General features: G+C 51.6%; 17 protein-coding genes. 7 read left to right on the top strand and 10 right to left on the bottom strand.

The window, feature by feature from the left end; translation table 11 throughout:
- Positions 1-61: 61 nt before the first annotated feature.
- The 5 genes from V3O24_RS08770 to V3O24_RS08750 form a co-directional block, all read right to left on the bottom strand.
- Entirely contained in the window at positions 62-1,519 is a 1,458-nt protein-coding gene (locus tag V3O24_RS08770) for a potassium transporter TrkG (RefSeq protein ID WP_104423115.1), read from the bottom strand.
- Positions 1,520-1,608: 89 nt separating this feature from the next.
- On the bottom strand, positions 1,609-2,970 hold the full coding sequence (gene trkA / locus V3O24_RS08765; RefSeq protein ID WP_104423114.1) for a Trk system potassium transporter TrkA: 1,362 nt from the start codon (positions 2,968-2,970) through the stop codon (positions 1,609-1,611).
- A 108-nt stretch (positions 2,971-3,078) separates the two neighbouring features.
- Positions 3,079-3,966 (bottom strand): succinate--CoA ligase subunit alpha, encoded by an 888-nt coding sequence (gene sucD / locus V3O24_RS08760; RefSeq protein ID WP_331306974.1) that lies wholly within the window; start codon positions 3,964-3,966, stop codon positions 3,079-3,081.
- A gap of 1 nt (position 3,967) precedes the next feature.
- Positions 3,968-5,161, bottom strand: a complete 1,194-nt coding sequence (locus tag V3O24_RS08755) for a malate--CoA ligase subunit beta (protein WP_104423112.1) — start codon at positions 5,159-5,161, stop codon at positions 3,968-3,970.
- Positions 5,162-5,229: 68 nt separating this feature from the next.
- On the bottom strand, positions 5,230-6,177 hold the full coding sequence (locus V3O24_RS08750; RefSeq protein WP_331306973.1) for a CoA ester lyase: 948 nt from the start codon (positions 6,175-6,177) through the stop codon (positions 5,230-5,232).
- Between the two features lie 300 nt (positions 6,178-6,477).
- Here V3O24_RS08750 and V3O24_RS08745 point away from each other — a divergent pair, with 300 nt between their 5' ends.
- Both V3O24_RS08745 and V3O24_RS08740 read left to right on the top strand, forming a co-directional pair.
- The gene (locus tag V3O24_RS08745; protein ID WP_104423110.1) at positions 6,478-7,644 is read left to right on the top strand and encodes an aminotransferase class V-fold PLP-dependent enzyme; all 1,167 of its coding nucleotides are present in this window, start codon (positions 6,478-6,480) and stop codon (positions 7,642-7,644) included.
- 272 nt (positions 7,645-7,916) lie between these two features.
- On the top strand, positions 7,917-8,888 hold the full coding sequence (locus V3O24_RS08740; protein WP_331306972.1) for a D-glycerate dehydrogenase: 972 nt from the start codon (positions 7,917-7,919) through the stop codon (positions 8,886-8,888).
- A gap of 98 nt (positions 8,889-8,986) precedes the next feature.
- Here V3O24_RS08740 and V3O24_RS08735 read toward each other — a convergent pair whose 3' ends face one another.
- Complete coding sequence (locus tag V3O24_RS08735; protein ID WP_331306971.1) at positions 8,987-10,540, bottom strand: hypothetical protein; 1,554 nt, start codon at positions 10,538-10,540, stop codon at positions 8,987-8,989.
- A gap of 12 nt (positions 10,541-10,552) precedes the next feature.
- On the bottom strand, positions 10,553-12,721 hold the full coding sequence (locus V3O24_RS08730; RefSeq protein ID WP_104423107.1) for a CHAT domain-containing protein: 2,169 nt from the start codon (positions 12,719-12,721) through the stop codon (positions 10,553-10,555).
- A gap of 373 nt (positions 12,722-13,094) precedes the next feature.
- On the opposite strand from V3O24_RS08730, the gene V3O24_RS08725 reads away from it, so the two are divergent.
- Together V3O24_RS08725 and V3O24_RS08720 are read left to right on the top strand one after the other, a co-directional pair.
- Positions 13,095-14,039, top strand: a complete 945-nt coding sequence (locus tag V3O24_RS08725; protein ID WP_331306970.1) for a cation diffusion facilitator family transporter — start codon at positions 13,095-13,097, stop codon at positions 14,037-14,039.
- 92 nt (positions 14,040-14,131) lie between these two features.
- A complete protein-coding gene (locus tag V3O24_RS08720; protein WP_331306969.1) occupies positions 14,132-14,260 on the top strand; it encodes a hypothetical protein in 129 nt (42 codons plus the stop codon).
- A 12-nt stretch (positions 14,261-14,272) separates the two neighbouring features.
- Here V3O24_RS08720 and fetB read toward each other — a convergent pair whose 3' ends face one another.
- From fetB to V3O24_RS08705, 3 genes are all read right to left on the bottom strand, one after another.
- Positions 14,273-15,064 (bottom strand): iron export ABC transporter permease subunit FetB, encoded by a 792-nt coding sequence (gene fetB / locus V3O24_RS08715; RefSeq protein WP_331306968.1) that lies wholly within the window; start codon positions 15,062-15,064, stop codon positions 14,273-14,275.
- 7 nt (positions 15,065-15,071) lie between these two features.
- Positions 15,072-15,710 (bottom strand): ATP-binding cassette domain-containing protein, encoded by a 639-nt coding sequence (locus tag V3O24_RS08710; RefSeq protein ID WP_331306967.1) that lies wholly within the window; start codon positions 15,708-15,710, stop codon positions 15,072-15,074.
- 78 nt (positions 15,711-15,788) lie between these two features.
- Positions 15,789-16,769: a malate dehydrogenase gene (locus tag V3O24_RS08705; RefSeq protein WP_104423103.1), complete on the bottom strand. Its 981-nt coding sequence runs from the start codon at positions 16,767-16,769 to the stop codon at positions 15,789-15,791.
- A 354-nt stretch (positions 16,770-17,123) separates the two neighbouring features.
- On the opposite strand from V3O24_RS08705, the gene V3O24_RS08700 reads away from it, so the two are divergent.
- Genes V3O24_RS08700 through glyA form a run of 3 tightly spaced genes read left to right on the top strand, consistent with a single transcriptional unit; the run spans position 17,124 to position 20,617 of the window.
- Positions 17,124-17,981 carry an NADP-dependent methylenetetrahydromethanopterin/methylenetetrahydrofolate dehydrogenase gene (locus V3O24_RS08700; protein WP_104423102.1) on the top strand — a complete coding sequence of 286 codons (858 nt, stop codon included), beginning with the start codon at positions 17,124-17,126 and terminating at the stop codon, positions 17,979-17,981.
- Between the two features lie 27 nt (positions 17,982-18,008).
- Positions 18,009-19,334, top strand: coding sequence for a glycerate kinase (locus tag V3O24_RS08695; protein ID WP_331306966.1), 1,326 nt, complete (start codon positions 18,009-18,011; stop codon positions 19,332-19,334).
- Between the two features lie 29 nt (positions 19,335-19,363).
- Positions 19,364-20,617, top strand: coding sequence for a serine hydroxymethyltransferase (gene glyA, locus V3O24_RS08690; RefSeq protein WP_331306965.1), 1,254 nt, complete (start codon positions 19,364-19,366; stop codon positions 20,615-20,617).
- The last annotated feature ends 74 nt before the right edge of the window (positions 20,618-20,691 follow it).

The raw sequence follows: 20,691 nt of genomic DNA, 5'->3' as shown, positions 1-20,691 counted from the left end.
CCATGCCTTATAACCGCGTAAATTACTAAGGCAGCATCACCTGCCTCAATTCTGACGCAAATTATTTTCTCCAGAATTCCGGCACAAACAGAATCACAATAGAAAATATTTGCACCCGCCCCAGAAGCATTGCGAATGTACAGATACCGGTCTGAATATCGCTCAGACTGGCGTAATTGGTCGCCGGCCCCACTTGATTAAGACCGGGACCGGCATTGTTAAAGCAGGCGATAATCGCCGAAAAAGCGCTTATAAAATCCAACCCGCTCAACAGCAGCATGAATACCAGAATGACGATGCTGATGAAATACAGAAAAATAAATCCGGTCACGGAAGCAACAATTTTGTTATTGACTACGGTATTGCCGATTTTCATCGGTCTAACCGCAAAAGGATGAATAAATTTAAACAGTTCCAGGCGCGCTTGTTTCATCAGGATGATCGTGCGAATCATACGGATACCGCCGCCTGTAGAACCTGAAGAAGCCGAAACGCAACTTAAAAACAACATCCACATCGGCACAAAGATAGGCCATTGATTAAAGTCCTGACTGGAAAATCCGGAATCAGTCGCAATAGTAACCAGATTAAACGTTGCATGACGTAACGCGGTAAAAAAATCAGGATAGGTGCCTGCATGCCACAGCACCCCAGCCGTCACTACGCAGCTTCCCAGCACCAACGCGAGAAAGCCTCTGGCTTCCCTGTCATCGACATAGGGGGTGAACGAAAGTTTTCTAAGCGCCACAAAATGAGTAGCAAAATTGATCGCCGCCAGCAACTGGAAGATAGTTAATACCATCTCGATAGACAGTGAATTAAAAAAACCTATACTGCTATCATGGGTGGAGAACCCGCCTAAACTCATCGCGGAAAATGCATGGCAGATTGCATCAAACCAATTCATGCCCGCCAAGCGCAAGGCGACAACGCAGGCCAGCGTGATGCCCGCATAGACCAGCCATAAAGCTTTAGCCGTTTGCGCGATACGCGGCGGCAAATCGGATTCCTTTACAGTTCCCGGCGACTCTGCAATATACAACTGCATGCCGCCGACACCCAGAATAGGTAAAATAGCAACCGCAAAGATAATAATGCCCATACCCGCTATCCAGTTCAGCTCATGTCGCCACAAATTGATCGACATCGGCAACTGGTCAATACCGCTGAATATGGTCGCACCGGTCGTAGTAAGCCCGGAAACCGTCTCGAAATAAGCGTCGATAAAACTCAATTCAGGCTGGTAAATCATCAGCGGCAGAGTGCAAAAAACCGGCGTTACCGACCAGGTAATCGCCACCATCAAAAAACCTGTTTGCCGCGTCACTTTTTTCGGTATCCGTAGCGTCGGAACAAACATCAACGCCCCCATTAACAAGGTAATCATCGTCCCCTGGGAAAAAGCCGTGACAGCGCCGTCATCAGCTATCGCTGAGGTCAGCCAGCAAGTAGCCATCAAACCACTGAACCCTATGGTGACTAAGCCGAAAATATTGATGATTGTAAAGATGACATTCATGAGGTTAGGTTCAAAGCGAAAGGTTCAAGACTAAAGGCAAAAGACCGAGAACAAAGGTTTTTCGCCTTTAGTCCTTAGCCTGCCCTTAACTAAAGAGGCTGGAATTTTTTCTCGATGTTTACAACCAGTTTTTTATCCATCACAAACATCACTACATGATCGCCTTCTTCAAATACCGTGTCGCAATGAATCGCAACAACCTGCTTGTTGCGTATCAACGCCCCCATCACGATGCCTTCAGGAAAGCTGATAGCATCCACCCTACGACCAACAACGGAATTCAGATCCTGACTTTGGTGTGCAATAGCCTCGATAGCCTCGGCTGTGCCGCCGCATAGGGAACTGACCTGCGCCACGTCGCCTCGGCGCACATGCTTTAAAATACTGCCGAGCGTTTCCTGATTAGGTAATACCGCAACATCAATCCCCGTTCCGGGCAATAGCTTGCTGTATGAGACATGATTGAGCAAACAGATAGCCTTCCGCGCGCCCAAACTTTTTGCCAAGGAAGCGGAAACAATGTTGACGCCGTCATTTTCGGTAATTGCACAAAACAAATCGGTACTGTCGATAGACTCATCAATCAACAATGCCTCATCGGCACAATCGCTTAGAAGCACCACCGTGTGATCAAGATCGTTAGCTATTTTGTGAGCACGCTTGGGGTCTTTTTCAATAATTTTCACTTGATGATCGCTTTCCAGCGCCAGCGCCAAACGCTTGCCGACATGGCCGCCGCCTGCGATGATAATTCGCTTTAACGGGGCCTCAAGCTTGTTCAGTTCTTTCAAGACCCCGCGCACTTCTTCGCGAGGCGCCACGAAAAACACCTCATCACCCGTTTCAATAACGGCGTCGCCGCTCACCGCCAACGGAATACCTTGCCGGAAAATCGCCACCACGCGAATTTTACCGCCAACCAAACGCTCTTTCAGGGTTTTAATTTTCTTACCGGTTAAAGAACCGTCCGCCACCACCTTAACTGAAAAAAGGCGCACCAGACCATCGGCAAAATCGGAAATATGCTGAACACCGGGAAACTCAATTAAATTGCGGATAGCCTCCATGACAATTTGTTCCGGGCTGATCACAATATCTACCGGAATACCGTTCGGGCCGAACAATTGGGGATTTTTCAGGTAATCGACCGCGCGTACCCGTGCAATCGTTTTCGGGCGACTGTACAGCGCATTAATGATTACACACGCCAGCATGTTGGTCTCATCACTGTCGGTAACCGCGATAATAATATCAGCAGTCCGGGCGCCGGCTTGTTCGAGCACCCTAGGATGCGCCGCATTACCCGCGACTGTGGCAATATCGAAACGCTCTTTTAATGCGTCGAGCAACTCCGTCCTGAAATCGACGACTACAATATCGTTCTCCTCGCTTGCCAATGCCCCGGCAACCGACGATCCGGTAACGCCGGCCCCAAGAATAAGTATTTTCATTTACGCCCTATGGGTATTAAAAATAAAAGCAGACAAAGGGCGAAAGACAAAAGGTAAAAAAACCTTGTGCCTTTCGCCCTTTGTCCTTTGCCTTTTCGTATCTTTCGTTTACATCTTCGCCAACACAGCGGCCACCGTTTCGCCCATAGCCGCCGGTGTCGGGCAGATGGTGACGCCCAAGTCTTTTAACATGGCCACTTTTTCGGCGGCGCTTTCGCCTGCTGCTGAAATAATCGCACCGGCGTGGCCCATGCGGCGGCCTTCCGGTGCAGTCAATCCGGCGATATAGGCGACTACCGGCTTGCTCATGTGTTCTTTGGCGAAAATCCCGGCTTCAACTTCTTGCGGGCCGCCGATTTCGCCAATCATGACCACCACCTTAGTTTCAGGGTCGGCTTCAAATTTTTCCAGAATATCGCGGTGCGAACTACCGTTGATCGGGTCGCCGCCGATACCGACGGAGGTTGAAATGCCGATACCCAGACGTTTCATTTGGTCGGCCGCCTCATACCCTAAAGTGCCTGAACGGCCGACGATGCCGACATTGCCTTTCATGTAGATATGCCCCGGCATAATGCCCAGCATCGCGCGACCCGGACTGATAGTGCCTGCGCAATTGGGGCCGGTCAGGATCATTCTTTGCTCTGCCGGGAAACGGCGCAGAAAGTTTTTAACCGTCATCATGTCCTGAGTCGGGATACCGTCGGTAATCGCGACACAATATTTAATGCCCGCATCGGCCGCTTCCATGATCGAATCGGCAGCAAAAGCGGGTGGGACAAAGATAATACTGGCTTCAGCCCCAACCTCGCGAACGGCTTCTTTTACGGTATTAAAAACCGGCCGGCCTAAATGGGTTTGGCCGCCTTTGCCGGGAGTGATGCCGCCGACGACGTTAGAGCCGTAGTTGATCATGTCTTGGGCGTGAAAACTGCCGATTTTTCCGGTAAAGCCCTGGACAATAATGCGTGTTGTTTCGTCAATTAAAATAGCCATCTTATGCTCCCTGTGCCGCTTCTTTTGCAACCGCTTCATTGCGCGCCTGCACCGCTTTTTCAGCCGCTTCGGCCAAGGTTTCGGCGGTAATGATAGGCAGGCCGCTTTCCGCGATAATCCTGCGGCCTTCTTCAACGTTGGTGCCTGACAATCTGACGATCAGCGGTATTTTCATATCGATTTTCTTGACCGCCTCGACAACGCCCTCGGCAATCCAGTCGCAACGGTTGATGCCGGCAAAAATATTAACCAGCATGGCTTTTACACCCTTGTCGGCCAATACCAAACGGAACGCTTTTTCGGTTCGTTCGGCCGATGCGCCGCCGCCTACGTCGAGGAAGTTGGCAGGCTCGCCGCCGGCCAGCTTAATCATGTCCATTGTCGCCATCGCCAAACCCGCGCCGTTGATCATGCAGCCGATGTCTCCATCCAGGCCGACGTAGCTTAAACCACGGTCGGCAGCCGCCATTTCACGGGGATCTTCCTGGGTTTTATCGCGTAATTCGGAGATTTTTTGCTGACGGAACAGCGCGTTGTCGTCAAAGCCCATTTTGGCGTCCAAAGCGACCAACTCGTTACTGCGGGTAACCACCAGCGGATTGATTTCAAGCATGTTCGCATCGAGTTCACGCAAAGCGCGGTAACAACCGCGGATGGTTTTAACGGCATGGCTCAACAATTCGGGATCCAGGCCCAAGGCAAAGGCCATTTCACGCGCCTGATAATCTTGCAAACCTACGGCAGGTTCGATGTAAATTTTGGTAATCGCATCGGGATTGTTTTCGGCCAAATCCTCGATTTCCATGCCGCCTTGAGCGGAACCAACCATGACGATGCGCTCCGAACTGCGGTCAACCAGGAAACAGAAATACATTTCCTTGGCGATGTCGGTTCCGGCTTCAACGTACAGTCTGCCGCACACTTTACCGGCAGGGCCGGTTTGATGAGTGACCAGTCTTTTACCCAGCAACGCTTCGGCCGCCGCCTCAACTTCATCGTGGGTCTTGCAGATTTTAATGCCGCCCGCCTTGCCGCGTGCGCCCGAATGAATCTGCGCTTTTACCGCCCAAATGTGTCCGCCAATATCTCTGGCGCGTTGCACGGCTTCTTCAGGGCTGTAGGCCATACCGCCTTCAGCGATTTTAACGCCGTAACCGCTTAAAATTTCTTTCGCCTGATATTCATGAATATCCACAGCATCTCCTAATTTATGTGTTGCGTAGCTCGGGTCAGCGTAACGCAGCCCCGATATCTACAAGACTATTATTTTTTTGCTGCGATCGCTTCAGCAGCCCTGACCACGTTATTGGCCATTTTCTCCGATGCGGCGTCGATTAAACGACCATCCAATGCCGCCGCGCCTTTACCTTGCGCCGCCGCTTCTTTCAAGGCGGCCAATATGCGTTTTGCTTTTTCAATTTCAGCCGCAGGCGGGGTGAATATTTCATTGGCTAATTCAACTTGCGACGGATGGATCGCCCATTTGCCTTCGCAACCTAAAGCCGCGGCTCGTCTTGCGGCTAATTTGTAACCTTCGGGATCTTTAATGTCGCCAAAAGGACCGTCAATAGGACGCAAGCCATAGGCGCGGCAGGCGACCGTCATCCGGCTGATCGCAGCGTGCCATTGATCACCCGGATAATCAGGATTTAAACCGCCGATATTGGTGGTTCTGGCGCGGTTGCTTGCGGCGTAATCGGCCACACCGAAATGCAGGGCTTCAAGACTGCCTGATGCGCCGTTGCGGGCGATATCTTCCACATTAGCCATGCCCAATGCCGTTTCAATCAAGGCTTCAATGCCGATCTTGTTTTTCAGCCCCTGCTGCATTTCCAGCTGGTTCAGCATCGCTTCAACCATATACACATCGGCATAAACACCGACTTTAGGAATCAAAATCGTGTCGACTTTTGCGCCGCACTGTTCGACCAGATCCACCACGTCACGCACCATGTACTGGGTGTCCAGGCCGTTGATGCGCACCGAAACGGTTACGCCGTGGCCTTTCCAGTCCAGGTCGTTAATCGCTTCAATAATGTTTTTTCTGGCTTGCAATTTATCATCAGGAGCGACCGCGTCCTCAAGATCCAGAAAAATAAAATCAGCGCCACTTCTCATCGCTTTTTCAAACATTTCAGGGCTGGAACCCGGAACGGCTAATTCGCAGCGTTGAACTCGTTGAACTGACGCTGCATATAAGGTGTGGCTCATTGGTACATTCCTAATTTCATTGTTGTAAATCAAGCCGGATTGGCGTAACCCGACATTTTGCGACTACCATCGGCTGTCGAGTAAATCCGACCTATACGGCTTAAGCCGAACGTAAATTAACCGCACATTTTACTTTCAGAGGCCTCAAAGTCAATTTTTACCGCGTATTTTCCGGCTCGAGCCGTAATCTAACCTTGCCGATTTTTAGCGGCTATGTCATTATTGCTGGTTTTTGGACATTGGCTTTTTCAATGTCCAAGCCGTGTTTATCACTCAACTACTACTCAAAGAGGCAATGCAATGGCTGGTCGTAACCACCTTTATATTCCTGGCCCTACCAATGTGCCAAATGAAATCCTGAACGCTATGCATGTCACCATGGAGGACCATCGTTCTCCCGCGTTCCCAAAACTGTTGACACCTCTTTTACAAGATCTGAAAAAAATCTTTAGAACAGAAACCGGGCAAGCGTTTATTTTTCCTGCTACCGGTACCGCAGGCTGGGAAGTTGCGTTAACCAACACCTTAAACCCTGGCGACAAGGTTTTAATCTATCGCTTCGGTCAATTCAGCCATTTATGGGCTGAAATGGCAAAACGCTTAGGCTTCGATGTCGAGATTCATCAGGAAACCTGGGGCAAAGGCATTCCTTTGGATAAGCTGGAAGCCCGTTTAAAAGAAGACACCCAACACGAAATCAAGGCCGTTTTGGCGACGCACAACGAAACCGCTACCGGCGTTACCAGCGATATTGGCGGCGTTCGCAAAGCCATGAACGCGGCAAACCATCCGGCGCTCTTATTCGTTGACGGCGTCAGCTCTATTGCGAGCCTTGACTTCCGCATGGACGAATGGGGCGTAGACGGCGCAATCAGCGGCTCGCAAAAGGGCTTTATGATGCCTGCTGGCGGCGCATTCCTGGCATTCAGCCAAAAAGCGCTAAAAGCCACGGAAACATCAACCTACCCGCGCTGCTTCCTGGACTTGAAAGACCAGGTGAATGCCAACAAAGACGGCTACACGCCTTACACACCGGCGCTGCCTATTTTATACGGCTTGCGCAAAGCGTTAGACATGCTGCTGGAAGAAGGCCTGGAAAATGTTTACGCACGCCATCACCGTTTGGCCGAAGGCGTCCGCAAAGCCGTTGCCGCGTGGGGATTAACAATTTGCGCCCAGCCCGGTTTCGAGTCGGACACAGTGACTGCGATTGTGGTTCCCGCAGACAAGGATGCCAGAGACGTGATCGGCACCGCTTTTAGCCGCTACGACATTTCTTTAGGCGCCGGTTTATCCGAACTTGCCGGCAAAGCTTTCCGTATCGGCCACGTCGGCGATATGAACGACGTTTCGATGCTGGGCTGTATCGCAGGCGTTGAAATGGCGATGTTGGACAACGGCTTTGACATCAAACCGGGTTCCGGTGTTGCTGCGGCGATTGAATACTACCGTTCAACAGCGCAGTAATATCGCAGGGGCGTGTACAACACGCCCCGCACGCCAACTTAAGTAAAAAAATTCACCACGAAGACACGAACGACTGCATGGATGCAGGAGGTAAAGCAATGCAGGAGCAATTGCCGAGGACACGAAGCTTTTATTTCGTTTTCCATCATGGCGTTATTTTTAAACAGAAAGCCTGTATATTTAATCAGTAATTTTCATTCTGTTTTTTCGTGCTCTTCGTGTCTTCGTGGTGATATATCTTAATCCACCACACGCCAATGAGAGGATAACCCATGAGCAAACCCAAAGTCTTTGTTACCCGCAAATGGCCCGCCTCAGTCGAGGCAAAACTCAAAGCCCTTTACGACGTCACCTTAAACGAAGATGACCGGCCTTTAAGCGCGGACGAATTTAGATCCGCACTGCAAAATTACGACGCCGTTTGTCCCACCGTTTGCGATTCATTTCCCGCCGACGTTATCAACGTCGAAAACAAACGCTGCAAAATTCTCGGCAACTTCGGCGTAGGCTACAACCATATCGACATTAACGCCGCCAAGGCGCAGGGCTTGGTTGTGAGCAACACCCCCGGCGTATTGACGCACAGCACCGCCGACATTGCGATGACCTTGTTGTTAATGTCCGCACGCCGCGGCGCGGAAGGCGACCGTCTGGTCCGCGCCAAACAATGGCAAGGCTGGTGCCCAACACACATGCTGAGCAGCGATGTGACCGGCGCCACCTTGGGCTTGATCGGCTTTGGTCGTATCGCCCAAGCCATGGCAAGAAAAGCCCATCACGGCTTCGGCATGAAAATCGTCTATTTCAAACCCAGCCCGGCCGACGAATATGTAACCGACGACCTTAACGCGACCCGCTGCGGCTCGATCGAAGAACTGATGCAAATAGCCGATTATGTTTCGCTGCACTGCCCCGGCGGCGAGGCAACACGGCATTTAATCAATGCCGACATGATCAACCTGATGAAGCCGTCCGCGCATTTAATTAACACCGCCCGAGGCGATGTCGTTGACAGCGCCGCGCTGATCGATGCGCTTAAAAACAAACGGATTGCCGGAGCGGGTCTTGATGTCTATGAAGGAGAGCCTAATGTGCACGAAGGCTTCCTAACCCTGGATAATGTGTCGCTACTGCCGCATTTGGGCAGCGCCACCTTGGGGACGCGTACCGCAATGGGCGAAAAGGTTTTAGCCAATCTGGCCGCCTTCTTTGCCGGGAACCAGCTGCCTGACCGGGTTGTCTGACAGATACTGTGCAAGGTTGAGACTGCCCCGGCCCTGCACAGTGCAAAAATCCGATCCAATTTTATTAGCCGGATCAAGATTTAATTATCCGTTGTCGATTATTCCGCCAAAAATTCCAGTATTTTTCTTATTTCCGTCTGAAAAAAGAAATTAGTATGGTAAACCTCGCCACCGTTAAAATTATGGATGCGACCGGAATCCAGGCTAAAGCAAGCATTGCTTGAAACGCCCAAGGTAGGAACCACTAAGTCATTGGCTTTATCATTAAACAGTCGATCCACCACAGAATCCACTCCCGCTTTAACCACGGTTCGCAAATTTCCTGTGACCTCATAATCAGCCCCGAATCCGTAGTAGCGTTCAGAGTATTCCGGCTTACTATTTAAAACATTAACCAAGTTGCTAACCGGACTTTGATCTTCCAATCCCGGAACATAAGGCAGCCCTGCATCGACTATTGCTGACGCCAGTGTCAACAACATGCCCCCGCTAATCGAGGCCAAACCGTCCGGGAACTGATTAACAAAGTTGGCAAGCCGCTCAATCATTGCCGAGAGGTTCTCCGGGCGGGCTAAGTCGGTTCCGGCATTTGGCGTAGCCACGAAGACAATCCGGTCAATCGTTATGTTAACGTCTGGCGGACGTTGCCGGCCATCGAGCCGTTGGGCGATAAAGTCATCGGGCAGATGAGTCAACGCCCGCGCCACCAGCCCACCGCGGCTATGGCAGATAATGTCAAAAACATAATTGCCCGGATGATCCTTGAAGGCGTCGTAAAACTGCATAACGTTTTCGGCAACGCCAATGCTCATAGTGTGGTGGTTGAAGGCCAAGACCCGTCCATCATACTGTTCATAAAGCTTTTCAGGAATATCGGATTTTAACAGCCCGGCAAATGCACCCGCCGTGCTGCTGCTGGTGCCATGTATAAACAACAAGGCTTTTTTATCGCGAATATCATCCCACTTATCGAAGGGCATAGGAGACTGGCTCATCAATTCAGTAAAGTTTTTCCCACCGTGCAAGCCCTGAAATGCCCTGCAGCGATTTTCCCATTGCTGTATAGCCCAATGCACCGAGCTGCCTGCCTGCTTGTCAAACACCTTGGTGACCAATACCTTAAGTATCTTGCTGCCAATTTTGCCAAACAGTCCGCGCGAATCGGATGCGGGTTTGGCGGGATTTTGATCCTGTCCACTGCGCAAAGTGATCCGGTATTGGTTCTGAACGGCCGCTTCGACCGAACGAGTGCTGGGCAAAGCTTGATTGGGTTCGACGGGTTCAGGATAGTGAAAAGAAATAATCCCGGCTTCATCGGTGTACATCAGGAACTGCCGCTCATCTTGATACCCCGGGACTTGCAACAAAATTTCATTGTTGCCCACAGCATCCTCAAATACGCCGCCGCGTCCGCCTTGTTCAGGTTGAGGCTCGGGCGTTGGCGCTTCAATGACCAGCGTATGCCGGTCTTCCAGATTCGCCTCCCTGATGGCCTCATCCAACCCGGTCTTTTCAGCTGTCAACGCGCGTGTTGTACCGTGCGTGCGCGCACCAACATAACGACAGGAACCGGCCAGGCCGGGGGCAAGCAACGTAATGCCCGCGTCCAGCTCAATCGGGTCTGTGTTTTCTTCTAATTCAAAGTCTTCCATAGCGGTCTCTCTTTATGGTTGAGGATTAAAATTAATTTTAGCCTGCGGGTCGCCATAGAGAACATAAGCCAGGAAAGTAAGGTGATTCTTACTTTCCCATTGCTCCCTAATAGTTTGTAGAATTTCCCCCAGGGTTTTGCCGGACTGCGCGAAAGCCGCCAGATAAAATTGTTCGGTAATTTCTTTTGCATGTTCGTCGCTAATTCTCCAAAGCGGGCAGATGACCGCACTGGCGCCCGCCGCCAGAAAAGCGGCGGGGAGGCCGACAATCAGTCCAAGCTCATTTCCCGCCGCCGCGGCTTGGCAGGCGTTTAAAAAGATTATAGGGTGCTGCTTACCCAGCCCGTTCTGAACGTCCCATCCGTTAATAACCAAAGGCGTAATATTTTCAGGATAATCCTCCATGATCAACTCATTCAGCAAAGAGTTTTTGTTTGAGTTCTGGCCGTGACAAGCAAAATGAACCGCTTGGGCGGTACCATTTTTTAAAAAATCCAAAATGGTTGCTGAATTTAGCGCAATACGCTGGGATCTATAGTGTTCCGTGAGCCAATCAAGCTCATCTCTGACCCAGGGAAGTTTATTGATTTTAGGAGTATTAGCATAGTCCGACCCCGTCACTACAAACTCTTGTACATTGATATTCTGGACAAGACGGGATGATTCACTGGCAATCCAGCGCCCGACGGCGTGACGGATACCCAGAAATTCCGGCGTCACGCCTTCAATGGCTATATGCATAAGTTCCCAAGGCACACACGATTCATCCGAGATAAACAGGATGCTATTGAAATTGGCATTTAAGGCGTGGAAAAGTTCCCGGTAGGCTTCTTTAAAATCTTTGGGCGTACTGTCGTAGATAGCTTTTCCTATGCCTTTGATTTCCGCCTTCTTCAAATCAAAAAGATCAATGCCGGCATAGGGTTCCAACAGCGTTTTAACCCAAGCCTCGGCGCCGTCCGGTATTTCCATGCTTGCCTCGGAGCTTCCGGCAAACTCAAGGTGGGGCGAGAGAAAACTCCAGAGATAGTTATTACCCTGTTTATGCTGAATACGCACTAGCAAATCAGCAGGCTGGGCGCCTTGCTCAATGTTAAGACACTTCTGCCATTCACTTTCCGGCGGCTTGGGAATCTTCTTTACTGGCGCGATAGAATCATCCAGCCGTAAGTCCAGAAATCGCCGCCCTTCACCGCACCAGCGGTTTTCATAATAAAAATTGGCGCGAACCAACAATTTTTCCCGTTCCGGATAATCTCCGTTAGCGTCGAGCGTCAAATCAGGGGCTGTTATTGTAAACTGTGCTGATGTTATCGTACCCTTGGCTTGACTATAGTCGAGGTCTTGCCATTCAGAATGGTCTGCACACAGCAAATGCACGCGCATCTTAAATACAAACTCAGGCGCTTCATTCGGAAGCATGACTATCCCGCTGGTTGTTGCACTGAGAACATCTTCAAGGCTGACTTCCAGGTCAATAGAGTCGCCGGCAACAGGATGCTCATCGGACGCTTTAATGTCGGGATAGGCTTGATGCATTGATTTTGCATCGGCAAAAGCCGCAGCTACAGCATTCAGCCCCTCCTGCTCCTCATAACCAAACAATTTAGAATCTGCCGTATCGGCGGCGTGATAGGTTGGTATTCCACGATAAGATTGAATTGTTTCCGGGATTCCGACATATCCGAACAATCTATTTTCTTGCTTACTCATTTTTTTTTCTTGAACCTGAACAGGATCAAAGACGCCTTGCGGTTTATTACCTTGTAATAAGACTGGAAAATTAGCGGACTTCCACCCGCCCCGGTAAAAATCTTCATTCCAGCTTGAGATTTTTTTATTTACAACAGGCGCCGAGTCAGTTTCATGAAATGGAATCAGCTCCATCAAAGGTAAACTTTGGCTTGCTGAATCATTCTTTTTCCTTAGTTTATCAATTAGATATGAAACTGGAGTCTTCTCAATATCATCAGGTATATTCGGAAACGAACCGGAATTCTTAATCCAGAATAAAAGCTGTTCCGGGCGACACACATAAAACCAGTAAGCACCCGCTTCCTGTTTCGGGCGGCGTAACACAATGTAGGCATATGGCTTCTTAGCCAAAATCTCTATGATTTGCCCCACGGTCATGCTGGTTTCAATGGTGCAAATATTTTTATTTAGTCGAATCTCAGACATTTTTATCCTCTTTGCCTTTTGCAAGGCGGAAAAATCTAACGTTGCTTAAAATTGACAGACTCGCTCGCTTTTACTGCACCTTGAGCGTGTATACCTGGATTGTTGAGCCTGCGAAACCCGGCCGCTCCCGTGATTATTCGACAGTCCCTGGCGATGCTTCCCAGTCTAGCACACAAACTCCGCTCTTTATCCGGCGCAGACGTTTACTTTGGGTTTTCGCGGATCGACTGATTTTTCCAGAAAAATCGACCCGATGGATATTTAAAGATAAAGTTATACGATATGAGCTTGGAACAAACCTGAGCGGAATACCGGAAAAGGCTATGCCGTTCCAAGATCACACGTTATTTTGCCGGACGAGGATTTATAAGTAATGGCCCATCATCACCAACACGATCATTCCGCAGGACACCATCACCCTACCCCGAATCACCAAGGGCGTACTTTCATCTTCACCATATTGCTGAATCTGGTATTCGTAGCGATTGAGTTCGCCTATGGGGTTATCGCCAACTCAACCGCTCTCATGGCCGATGCGGGGCATAATGCATCCGACGTGCTCTGCCTGCTGTTGGCATGGGGTGCGGTTATTTTAGCGCGCAGGCAGCCGAACCAGCGCTACACCTACGGACTGCGCAGCACCTCCATTCTGGCGGCGCTCGCTAACGCCGCATTACTCTTGGTGGCATGTGGCGCGATTGCATGGGAAGCCGTTCACCGCTTTTCGCAACCACCGGCGGTAGCCAGTCTAACCATATCGATTGTGGCGGCGGTTGGCATCGTCATCAACGGGCTGTCCGCATTGCTGCTGATGAAAGGCGGCAAAAAGGATTTAAACATTCGTGGCGCTTACCTGCATATGGTGGCGGATACCGCGGTGTCGCTCGCAGTGGTGATTGCCGGCTTGGCGATGTTGCATTCCGGCTGGTACTGGCTCGACCCGGCCATCAGTTTAGCGATTGTGGCCGTGATCGTGATAGGCACTTGGGGCTTGTTGCGCGATTCGCTGCGATTGGCCTTGAGCGCCGTGCCTAAAGAGGTTAACGCGCCCGCAATTGACATGTACCTGCGCCAATTGGACGGTGTAACCGACGTCCATGATTTGCATATTTGGGGATTGAGCACCACCGAAACAGCGTTGACGGCTCACTTGGTCATGCCTGACGGCCGCCCTGACGATGCATTTATGGACGGCATCGCACAAACACTGAAAGAACGGTATTCCATTCATCACAGCACTCTGCAAGTTGAACAGGGAACAACCAATCACGCATGCTGTTCGCTGGTTGCAACCGAACCTGTACAGCACCGCCATTAAGTCCAATAGATTGAATCACATCAACTAACATTTTTTGAGCGAAATCTGAATGTTAAAGCCTCTTTTCGCATTACCCCGCACCGTCTGGCTGCTTGGACTGGTCAGTTTTTTTCAACGATGCCGCCGGCGATCTGGCCTATCCGTTGGCGCCCCTTTATCTCGCCTCGGTGCTGATGGACGGACCCAAAGCCTTGGGCCTACAAGCTCGCGACGCGGCTTGAAGAGCCGATCAATCAAGGTTTCTCAACCACTTCATCCCTCAGCACATCAAACGCATCGAAGCCGATATTCAGGCTGAGTTTCAGGTTGATGATGCAGGCTACGGTGGTGCTGGTGAAAATGCAGATCATGATCGCGATTTGGTATTTCACCGCCAGCCACGGTTCGCTGCCGCCCAGAATTTGACCTGTCATCATGCCGGGCAAAGACACCAAGCCCATGGTCGCCATGCCGGCGATGGTCGGATTGATTGCAGCCTTGACCGCATCCCGAAAATACGGGCGCACGGCTTCCCAGCGTGTCGCACCCAGCATCAAAAAGGTCGCATATTCGTTTTCGTTCTTGCGCAGCGCCGAATAAAAGCGCTCCAACGCGATGACGTTGCCTTGCAAACAGTTGCCGAGAATCATTCCCGCCAAAGGCACGATATATCGGGCGTCGTAAAAGTGCGTCGGCTGGATGACCAGGATCACCAGATAGGTGGTGGAGAACAGTATGCTGACTGCAATCGCGGCAAACGTGGCCAGCGCAAAATAACGCGCCTTAAGTCCGGCGCGGCGCAGAATGCTTAAATCGGCGACTATCAGCATCACCAGTATCCATAAGCCGTTGAGCCAGGGATTGTTCAGGTCGAACAGCATTTTCAGATAAATGCCGACCAGCATTAACTGGATGGTCATGCGCAGGATGCTGACGCCTATGTCCCGGCTCAAACGCAGGCCGATCAGCCAGAGCAGTAACCAGGGCAGCAAGCAGAGGCCGTAGAGCAGCGCCATCTGCGGCAGTTGAATATCCAGTGTTTCCATGACGCCCTTAAGTCAATCGACCCGCTTCAAGTTCAAAAATAATAGTGCAACGCTCCACCCACTCCGGGTCGTGAGTGACCGAAAGCACCGTCAGCTCGGGATCGGAGAAAACATCGAACACGGCTTGCTTGCTTTCCGTATCCAGCGCGCTGGTCACTTCGTCGAGCAGGTACAGTTTTTTGCCCAATAACAGGCCCCTGGCCAGTGCAATCCGTTGTTTTTCGCCGCCGGAAATACGGCTGCTTTGCCGGCTTAAAATACTGCCTGGCAGCTGCAGCCGTTGCAACACCTCGATAAGCCGGGCTTCGGTCGGGCGATGATCGCGATGCGCTTTGAATTGAAAAGGCAACAGCAGGGCTTCGCGCACGCTTTCGGCAGCCAGCATCGGTTCTTGCCCAATATAAGCGGTGCAGCTTCGAACGGTTTGGACGGATGCCGGAGTCAGCGGTTGTTGCTGGAAGTAAACCGTGCCTGATTTTATCGGATGAAGTCCGAGCAAGGTTTTCAGTACGCTGCTTTTACCGGAACCGGATTTGCCGCATAACACGGCTTTTTCTCCCGGTAAAAGGGCAAAACTGACGTCGGATAGAATCGTTTTTTCGTGAACGGTAACCGATACGCGGTCGAATCGAATGATAGGGGACATGAAGTGATTGTGTTTGATTGAACGCGCTACGGCGAAGCCACGAACGGCGGTGTGCCTAAAAAGCCCCTGACGGAGCCTTTATTTCAATAAATGCTTAACCGCATCCCTTTCTTCTTTTAATTCGGCCTCGGTAATGCGCATTCTTTTCCAGCTAAACTCGTTAATATCGAGGCCTCTGACAACATTCACCTCGCCGTCAATTACCGTTACCGGGAAAGAGTAAACCAAGCCGGGCTCTATACCGTAATTGCCGTCCGATAACACCGCCATGCTGACCCAGTCGCCCGGATCGGTGCCCAAAGCCCAGGTTCTCATCTGGCCTATCGCAGCATTGGCAGCCGATGCTGCGCTGGATTGGCCTCTGGCTTTAATGATTTCAGCTCCCCGCTGCTGAACGATCGGAATGAATTCATTGACGTACCAATCGTTATCGACCAAAGACAAGGCGTCCTGCCCCTTGACCTTGGCATGATGGATGTCGGGATACTGCGTAGTCGAATGATTGCCCCAAACAATCATGTTTTTTATATCGGCAGGTAGAACACCGCATTTCTCAGCCAACTGACTTAGCGACCGGTTATGATCCAGCCTTGTCATTGCGGAAAAATTTTCCGGCTTCAGGTCCGGCGCATTACTCAAGGCGATCAGGGCATTGGTGTTGGCCGGGTTGCCGGTCACCAAAACCTTTACCTTTCTGCTTGCAACATCGCTCAAGGCTTTGCCTTGAACCGCAAAAATCTCCGCATTGACTTCCAGTAAATCCTTGCGCTCCATGCCCGGCCCTCTCGGCCGTGCGCCAACCAAAAATACATAGTCGACATTCTTGAAAGCCACTCTGGGATCGTCCGTCACTTCGATACGGTGCAGCAAAGGAAAAGCGCAATCTTTTAATTCCATCACCACGCCTTGCAAGGCGCTCATTGCCGGCGTTATTTCAAGCAAATGCAGTACGATCGGCTGCTCTTTGCCCAATAGCGCACCGGCCGCCAACCGGAACAGCAAAGAATAGCTGATTTGTCCTGCGGCGCCTGTTACGGCAATGTGAACGGGTGATTTCATCTGTTTTTTTCCTTTGGTTTGTATATTTTTTCCTAAGCTTATTCGATAAAGCTACCAGGATAATCGGAAAACACCGCAACCGCCCCTTCCCGACGACTGCATGGATGCAGGAGGTAGAGCAATGCGGGAGCAATTGCCGACAACGCCTAACAACCACAGCATAAGTCCTTTTTTACGGAATAATAACGAAGATAAGCCTCTACTAGCAAGCATATCAAAAAAACACCGCAAAATTACAAATCCTGCTTAATCAGGAAGCAGGCTAAATAAGGCAGCGTTTCGTTTATCACGATATAATACGCCGCTTTAATAATCGCATTCACGCACACCAGACAACCGATCACGAGTAAGTTAATGAAAAAACTGCTATTCCAATTCGACACAGACACTCACCCATCAGTTTTCGATACTGTTGTAGCCTATGACGGCGGTGCGGATCATGTGATCGGACACGGAGGACTGACGCCTGACAACATCTCGGCGCTGGTGGAAGGCACGATATTTACCCGTGCGCCCAAAGACAAGAAAAATACCGCCATTTTTGTCGGCGGCAGCGACATGATCGCGGGTCAGGCGTTATTTAGCGCTGTGCAAAAACACTTTTTTCCCGGCTTTCAGGTTTCGGTCATGCTCGACAGTAACGGCAGCAACACCACGGCCGCCGCCGCCGTTGCAAAACTGGCGTCCAGCGGCGTCCTGGCCGGTAAAAAAGCGGTGGTTCTGGCCGGCACCGGCCCGGTAGGACAACGCGCGGCGGCGATGCTGGCTAAGGAAGGCGCGGAAGTCACATTGACCGGCCGTAAAATGGAGCGCGCCGTTCAAGCCTGCGACAACATGAAAGCACGCTTTGGCGTAAACCTGACCCCTGTCGAAGCTTTCGATAACGATGCGCGGGCCAAAGCCATCGAACACGCGAACATTGTTTTTGCAACCGGCGCGGCCGGCGTGGAACTGCTCACAGCCGAGCAATGGCAACACAACACCAACATCGAAATGATCGCCGACGCCAACGCTACACCCCCATTGGGCATCGGCGGTACCGACGTGATGGACAAAGGCAACCTGCGCAACGGCAAAATCATCTGGGGCGCTATCGGTTTCGGCTCGCTGAAACTAGCTTTACACCGCGCCTGTATTGCAAAGCTGTTTGAAGACAACAAGCAGGTTTTCGACGCCGAAAATATCTTCGCGCTGGCTAAGGAAATGGCTTAAACAGCGCCTGCCGCCACAGAGCCCGACATGAAGCCTTTACCCGATCAAACCGATTTGGTTTTACTTAGACAAGACGCCCTTCGCATTTTTCAGGCGGGCATAGCGGCGGCCGATCCTTATCAGGCGGTTAAACACTGCTTGGCGCCCAAGCTCTTCGACGATTATTCAAAAATCCACCTTATCGCTTTCGGCAAAGCCGCCTGCGCAATGGCGCAAGCGGCGCAGGAAATCATTCCGGCAGGAAAGCTGGCGGACAGAGGCATAGCCGTCACCAATTACGAGAATGTAAGCAGCGTCGACAATGTTGACGTGATCGGCGCAGCGCATCCCTTGCCCGATGCCGCCGGGCTTAAAGCCGCTCAACTCATTGCCGAACGCGTACAGAATGCGCAACAGAATGAACTGGTGCTGGTACTGGTCAGCGGCGGCGGTTCGGCGCTGATCCCCTACCCTGCCGGACGGATTAGCTTGCAGGAAAAGATTGCTGCTACCGATTTACTGCTGGCCTCAGGAGCCGCCATCAACCAGGTCAACTGCGTGCGCAAACATTTGTCGCAACTCAAAGGCGGCGGCCTGGCCCGTATGGCTGCGCCTGCGTCTTTGCATGCGCTTATCTTATCCGACGTGTTGGGCGATGACCTAAGCGCCATTGCCAGCGGCCCCACCGTAGCAGACGGCACCACTTACGCCGATGCGATCGAGGTTCTTAAAGCCAACGGCGTTTGGGATCAGGTTCCGAGCAATGTCCGGCAGCATCTGGAACAGGGCGATCTGAGCCATATTGCCGAAACACCCAAGCCGGGCGACGCTATTTTCAACAACACCGGACACACTTTGGTCGGCAGCAATACCATCAGCGTCAATGCGATGCTGCAAGCCGCACAGAAGCTGGGCTACAAAACCGAACTATACAGCGATCACTTATGCGGCGAAGCCAGAGAGGAAGCCGAAAAGCTGGCTACCCACGCAAAAGCGCTTACCGTAAACCAACCCATAGCTCTGCTGGCGGGCGGTGAAACCACAGTCACATTGAAAGGCGCGGGACGCGGCGGCCGCAATCAGGAAATGGCCTTGGCTTTTGCGATTGCAGCCGAGCAACAAGGCTTAACCGGCAACTGGGCGTTCCTCAGCGGCGGCACCGACGGCCGCGACGGCCCCACCGATGCGGCGGGCGGCATCGTTGACCGGGATACGATTAAACGCATGACGCAGGCAGGCGTAAACCCGACCGGGCTACTTGAGAACAACGACTCGTACACCGCTTTAAAAGCGTCCGGCGACCTAGTGAATACCGGCGCGACAGGCACCAATGTCGCCGATCTGCAAATACTGCTGATCCAGCCTGCCCCTTAAACAAAAAAATATTAATCCAGGAGAACACCATGTTTAAAAAATCAATGACTATCAAAGGCTTCGATGATGAATTGTTCCAGGCCCTCGAAGAAGAACGCCAACGCCAGGAAGATCATATCGAACTGATCGCCTCCGAAAACTATTGCAGTCCGCGGGTCATGGAAGCGCAAGGCACCCTGTTGACCAACAAATATGCCGAAGGCTACCCCGGCAAGCGTTACTACGGCGGCTGTGAATTTGTCGACAAGGCCGAGCAATTGGCCATCGACCGCGCCAAGGAATTGTTCGGCGCCGATTACGCCAACGTGCAGCCGCATTCAGGCTCGCAAGCCAACATGGCGGTGTTCATGGCCCTGATCCAGCCGGGCGATACCATCCTGGGCCTAAGCCTTGCCGACGGCGGCCATTTAACCCACGGCGCCAAACCGAACTTCTCCGGCAAAATCTACCATGCGGTGCAATACGGTTTGCATCCTGAAACCGGCGAAATCGATTATGAACAAGTCGAAGCCCTCGCTCTGGAACACAAACCCAAAGTGCTGGTTGCCGGCTTTTCCGCCTACTCGCGCATCTGGGACTGGCAACGCTTCCGCGACATCGCCGATAAAGTGGGCGCTTACCTGTTTGTCGATATGGCGCACATCGCCGGTCTGGTCGCCGCAGGTTTATACCCCAACCCCGTGCCGATTGCCGACGTGGTCACCAGCACCACGCACAAATCCTTGCGCGGCCCGCGCGGCGGTCTGATTTTGTGCAAAAGCAACCCGGAACTGGAGAAAAAATTCGACTCCAACATCTTCCCCGGCATTCAGGGCGGCCCGTTGATGCATGTGATCGCGGCAAAAGCCGTTGCGTTTAAGGAAGCCATGCAGCCCGAGTTCCGCGTTTATCAACAACAAGTGATTAAAAACGCTCAAGCGATGGCCGCAGTATTCATGAAACGCGGCTTCGACGTGGTTTCCGGCGGCACCGACGATCATTTGATGCTGGTTTCCTTAATCGCCAAAGGCATCACCGGCAAGGCGGCCGACGCAGCTTTAGGCAGAGCGCATATCACCGTCAACAAAAATGCCGTGCCTAACGACCCGCAATCGCCGTTTGTGACCAGCGGCATCCGTGTCGGCACGCCGGCACCGACCACCCGCGGCTTTAAGGAAGCTGAAGTGATTGAGATCGCACACATGATGTGCGACGTGATGGAAAACATAGAAGACGAAAGCGTCATTGCCGCAGTCCGCGACAAAGTCTGCAATCTTTGTGCGCGGTTTCCGGTTTATAGTTAATAGGTAGATCGGGCACCAAAAGTAGGCGCTTTAGGCGACTGCTTTTCGTTGCCCGACATTTTGGCTTATCGTTT

Source organism: Methylobacter sp. Wu8, from assembly GCF_036440755.1.
In the GTDB taxonomy this organism is placed as follows: Bacteria; Pseudomonadota; Gammaproteobacteria; order Methylococcales; family Methylomonadaceae; genus Methylobacter_A; species Methylobacter_A tundripaludum_A.
This window is presented reverse-complemented; position numbering and strand designations above follow the sequence as displayed.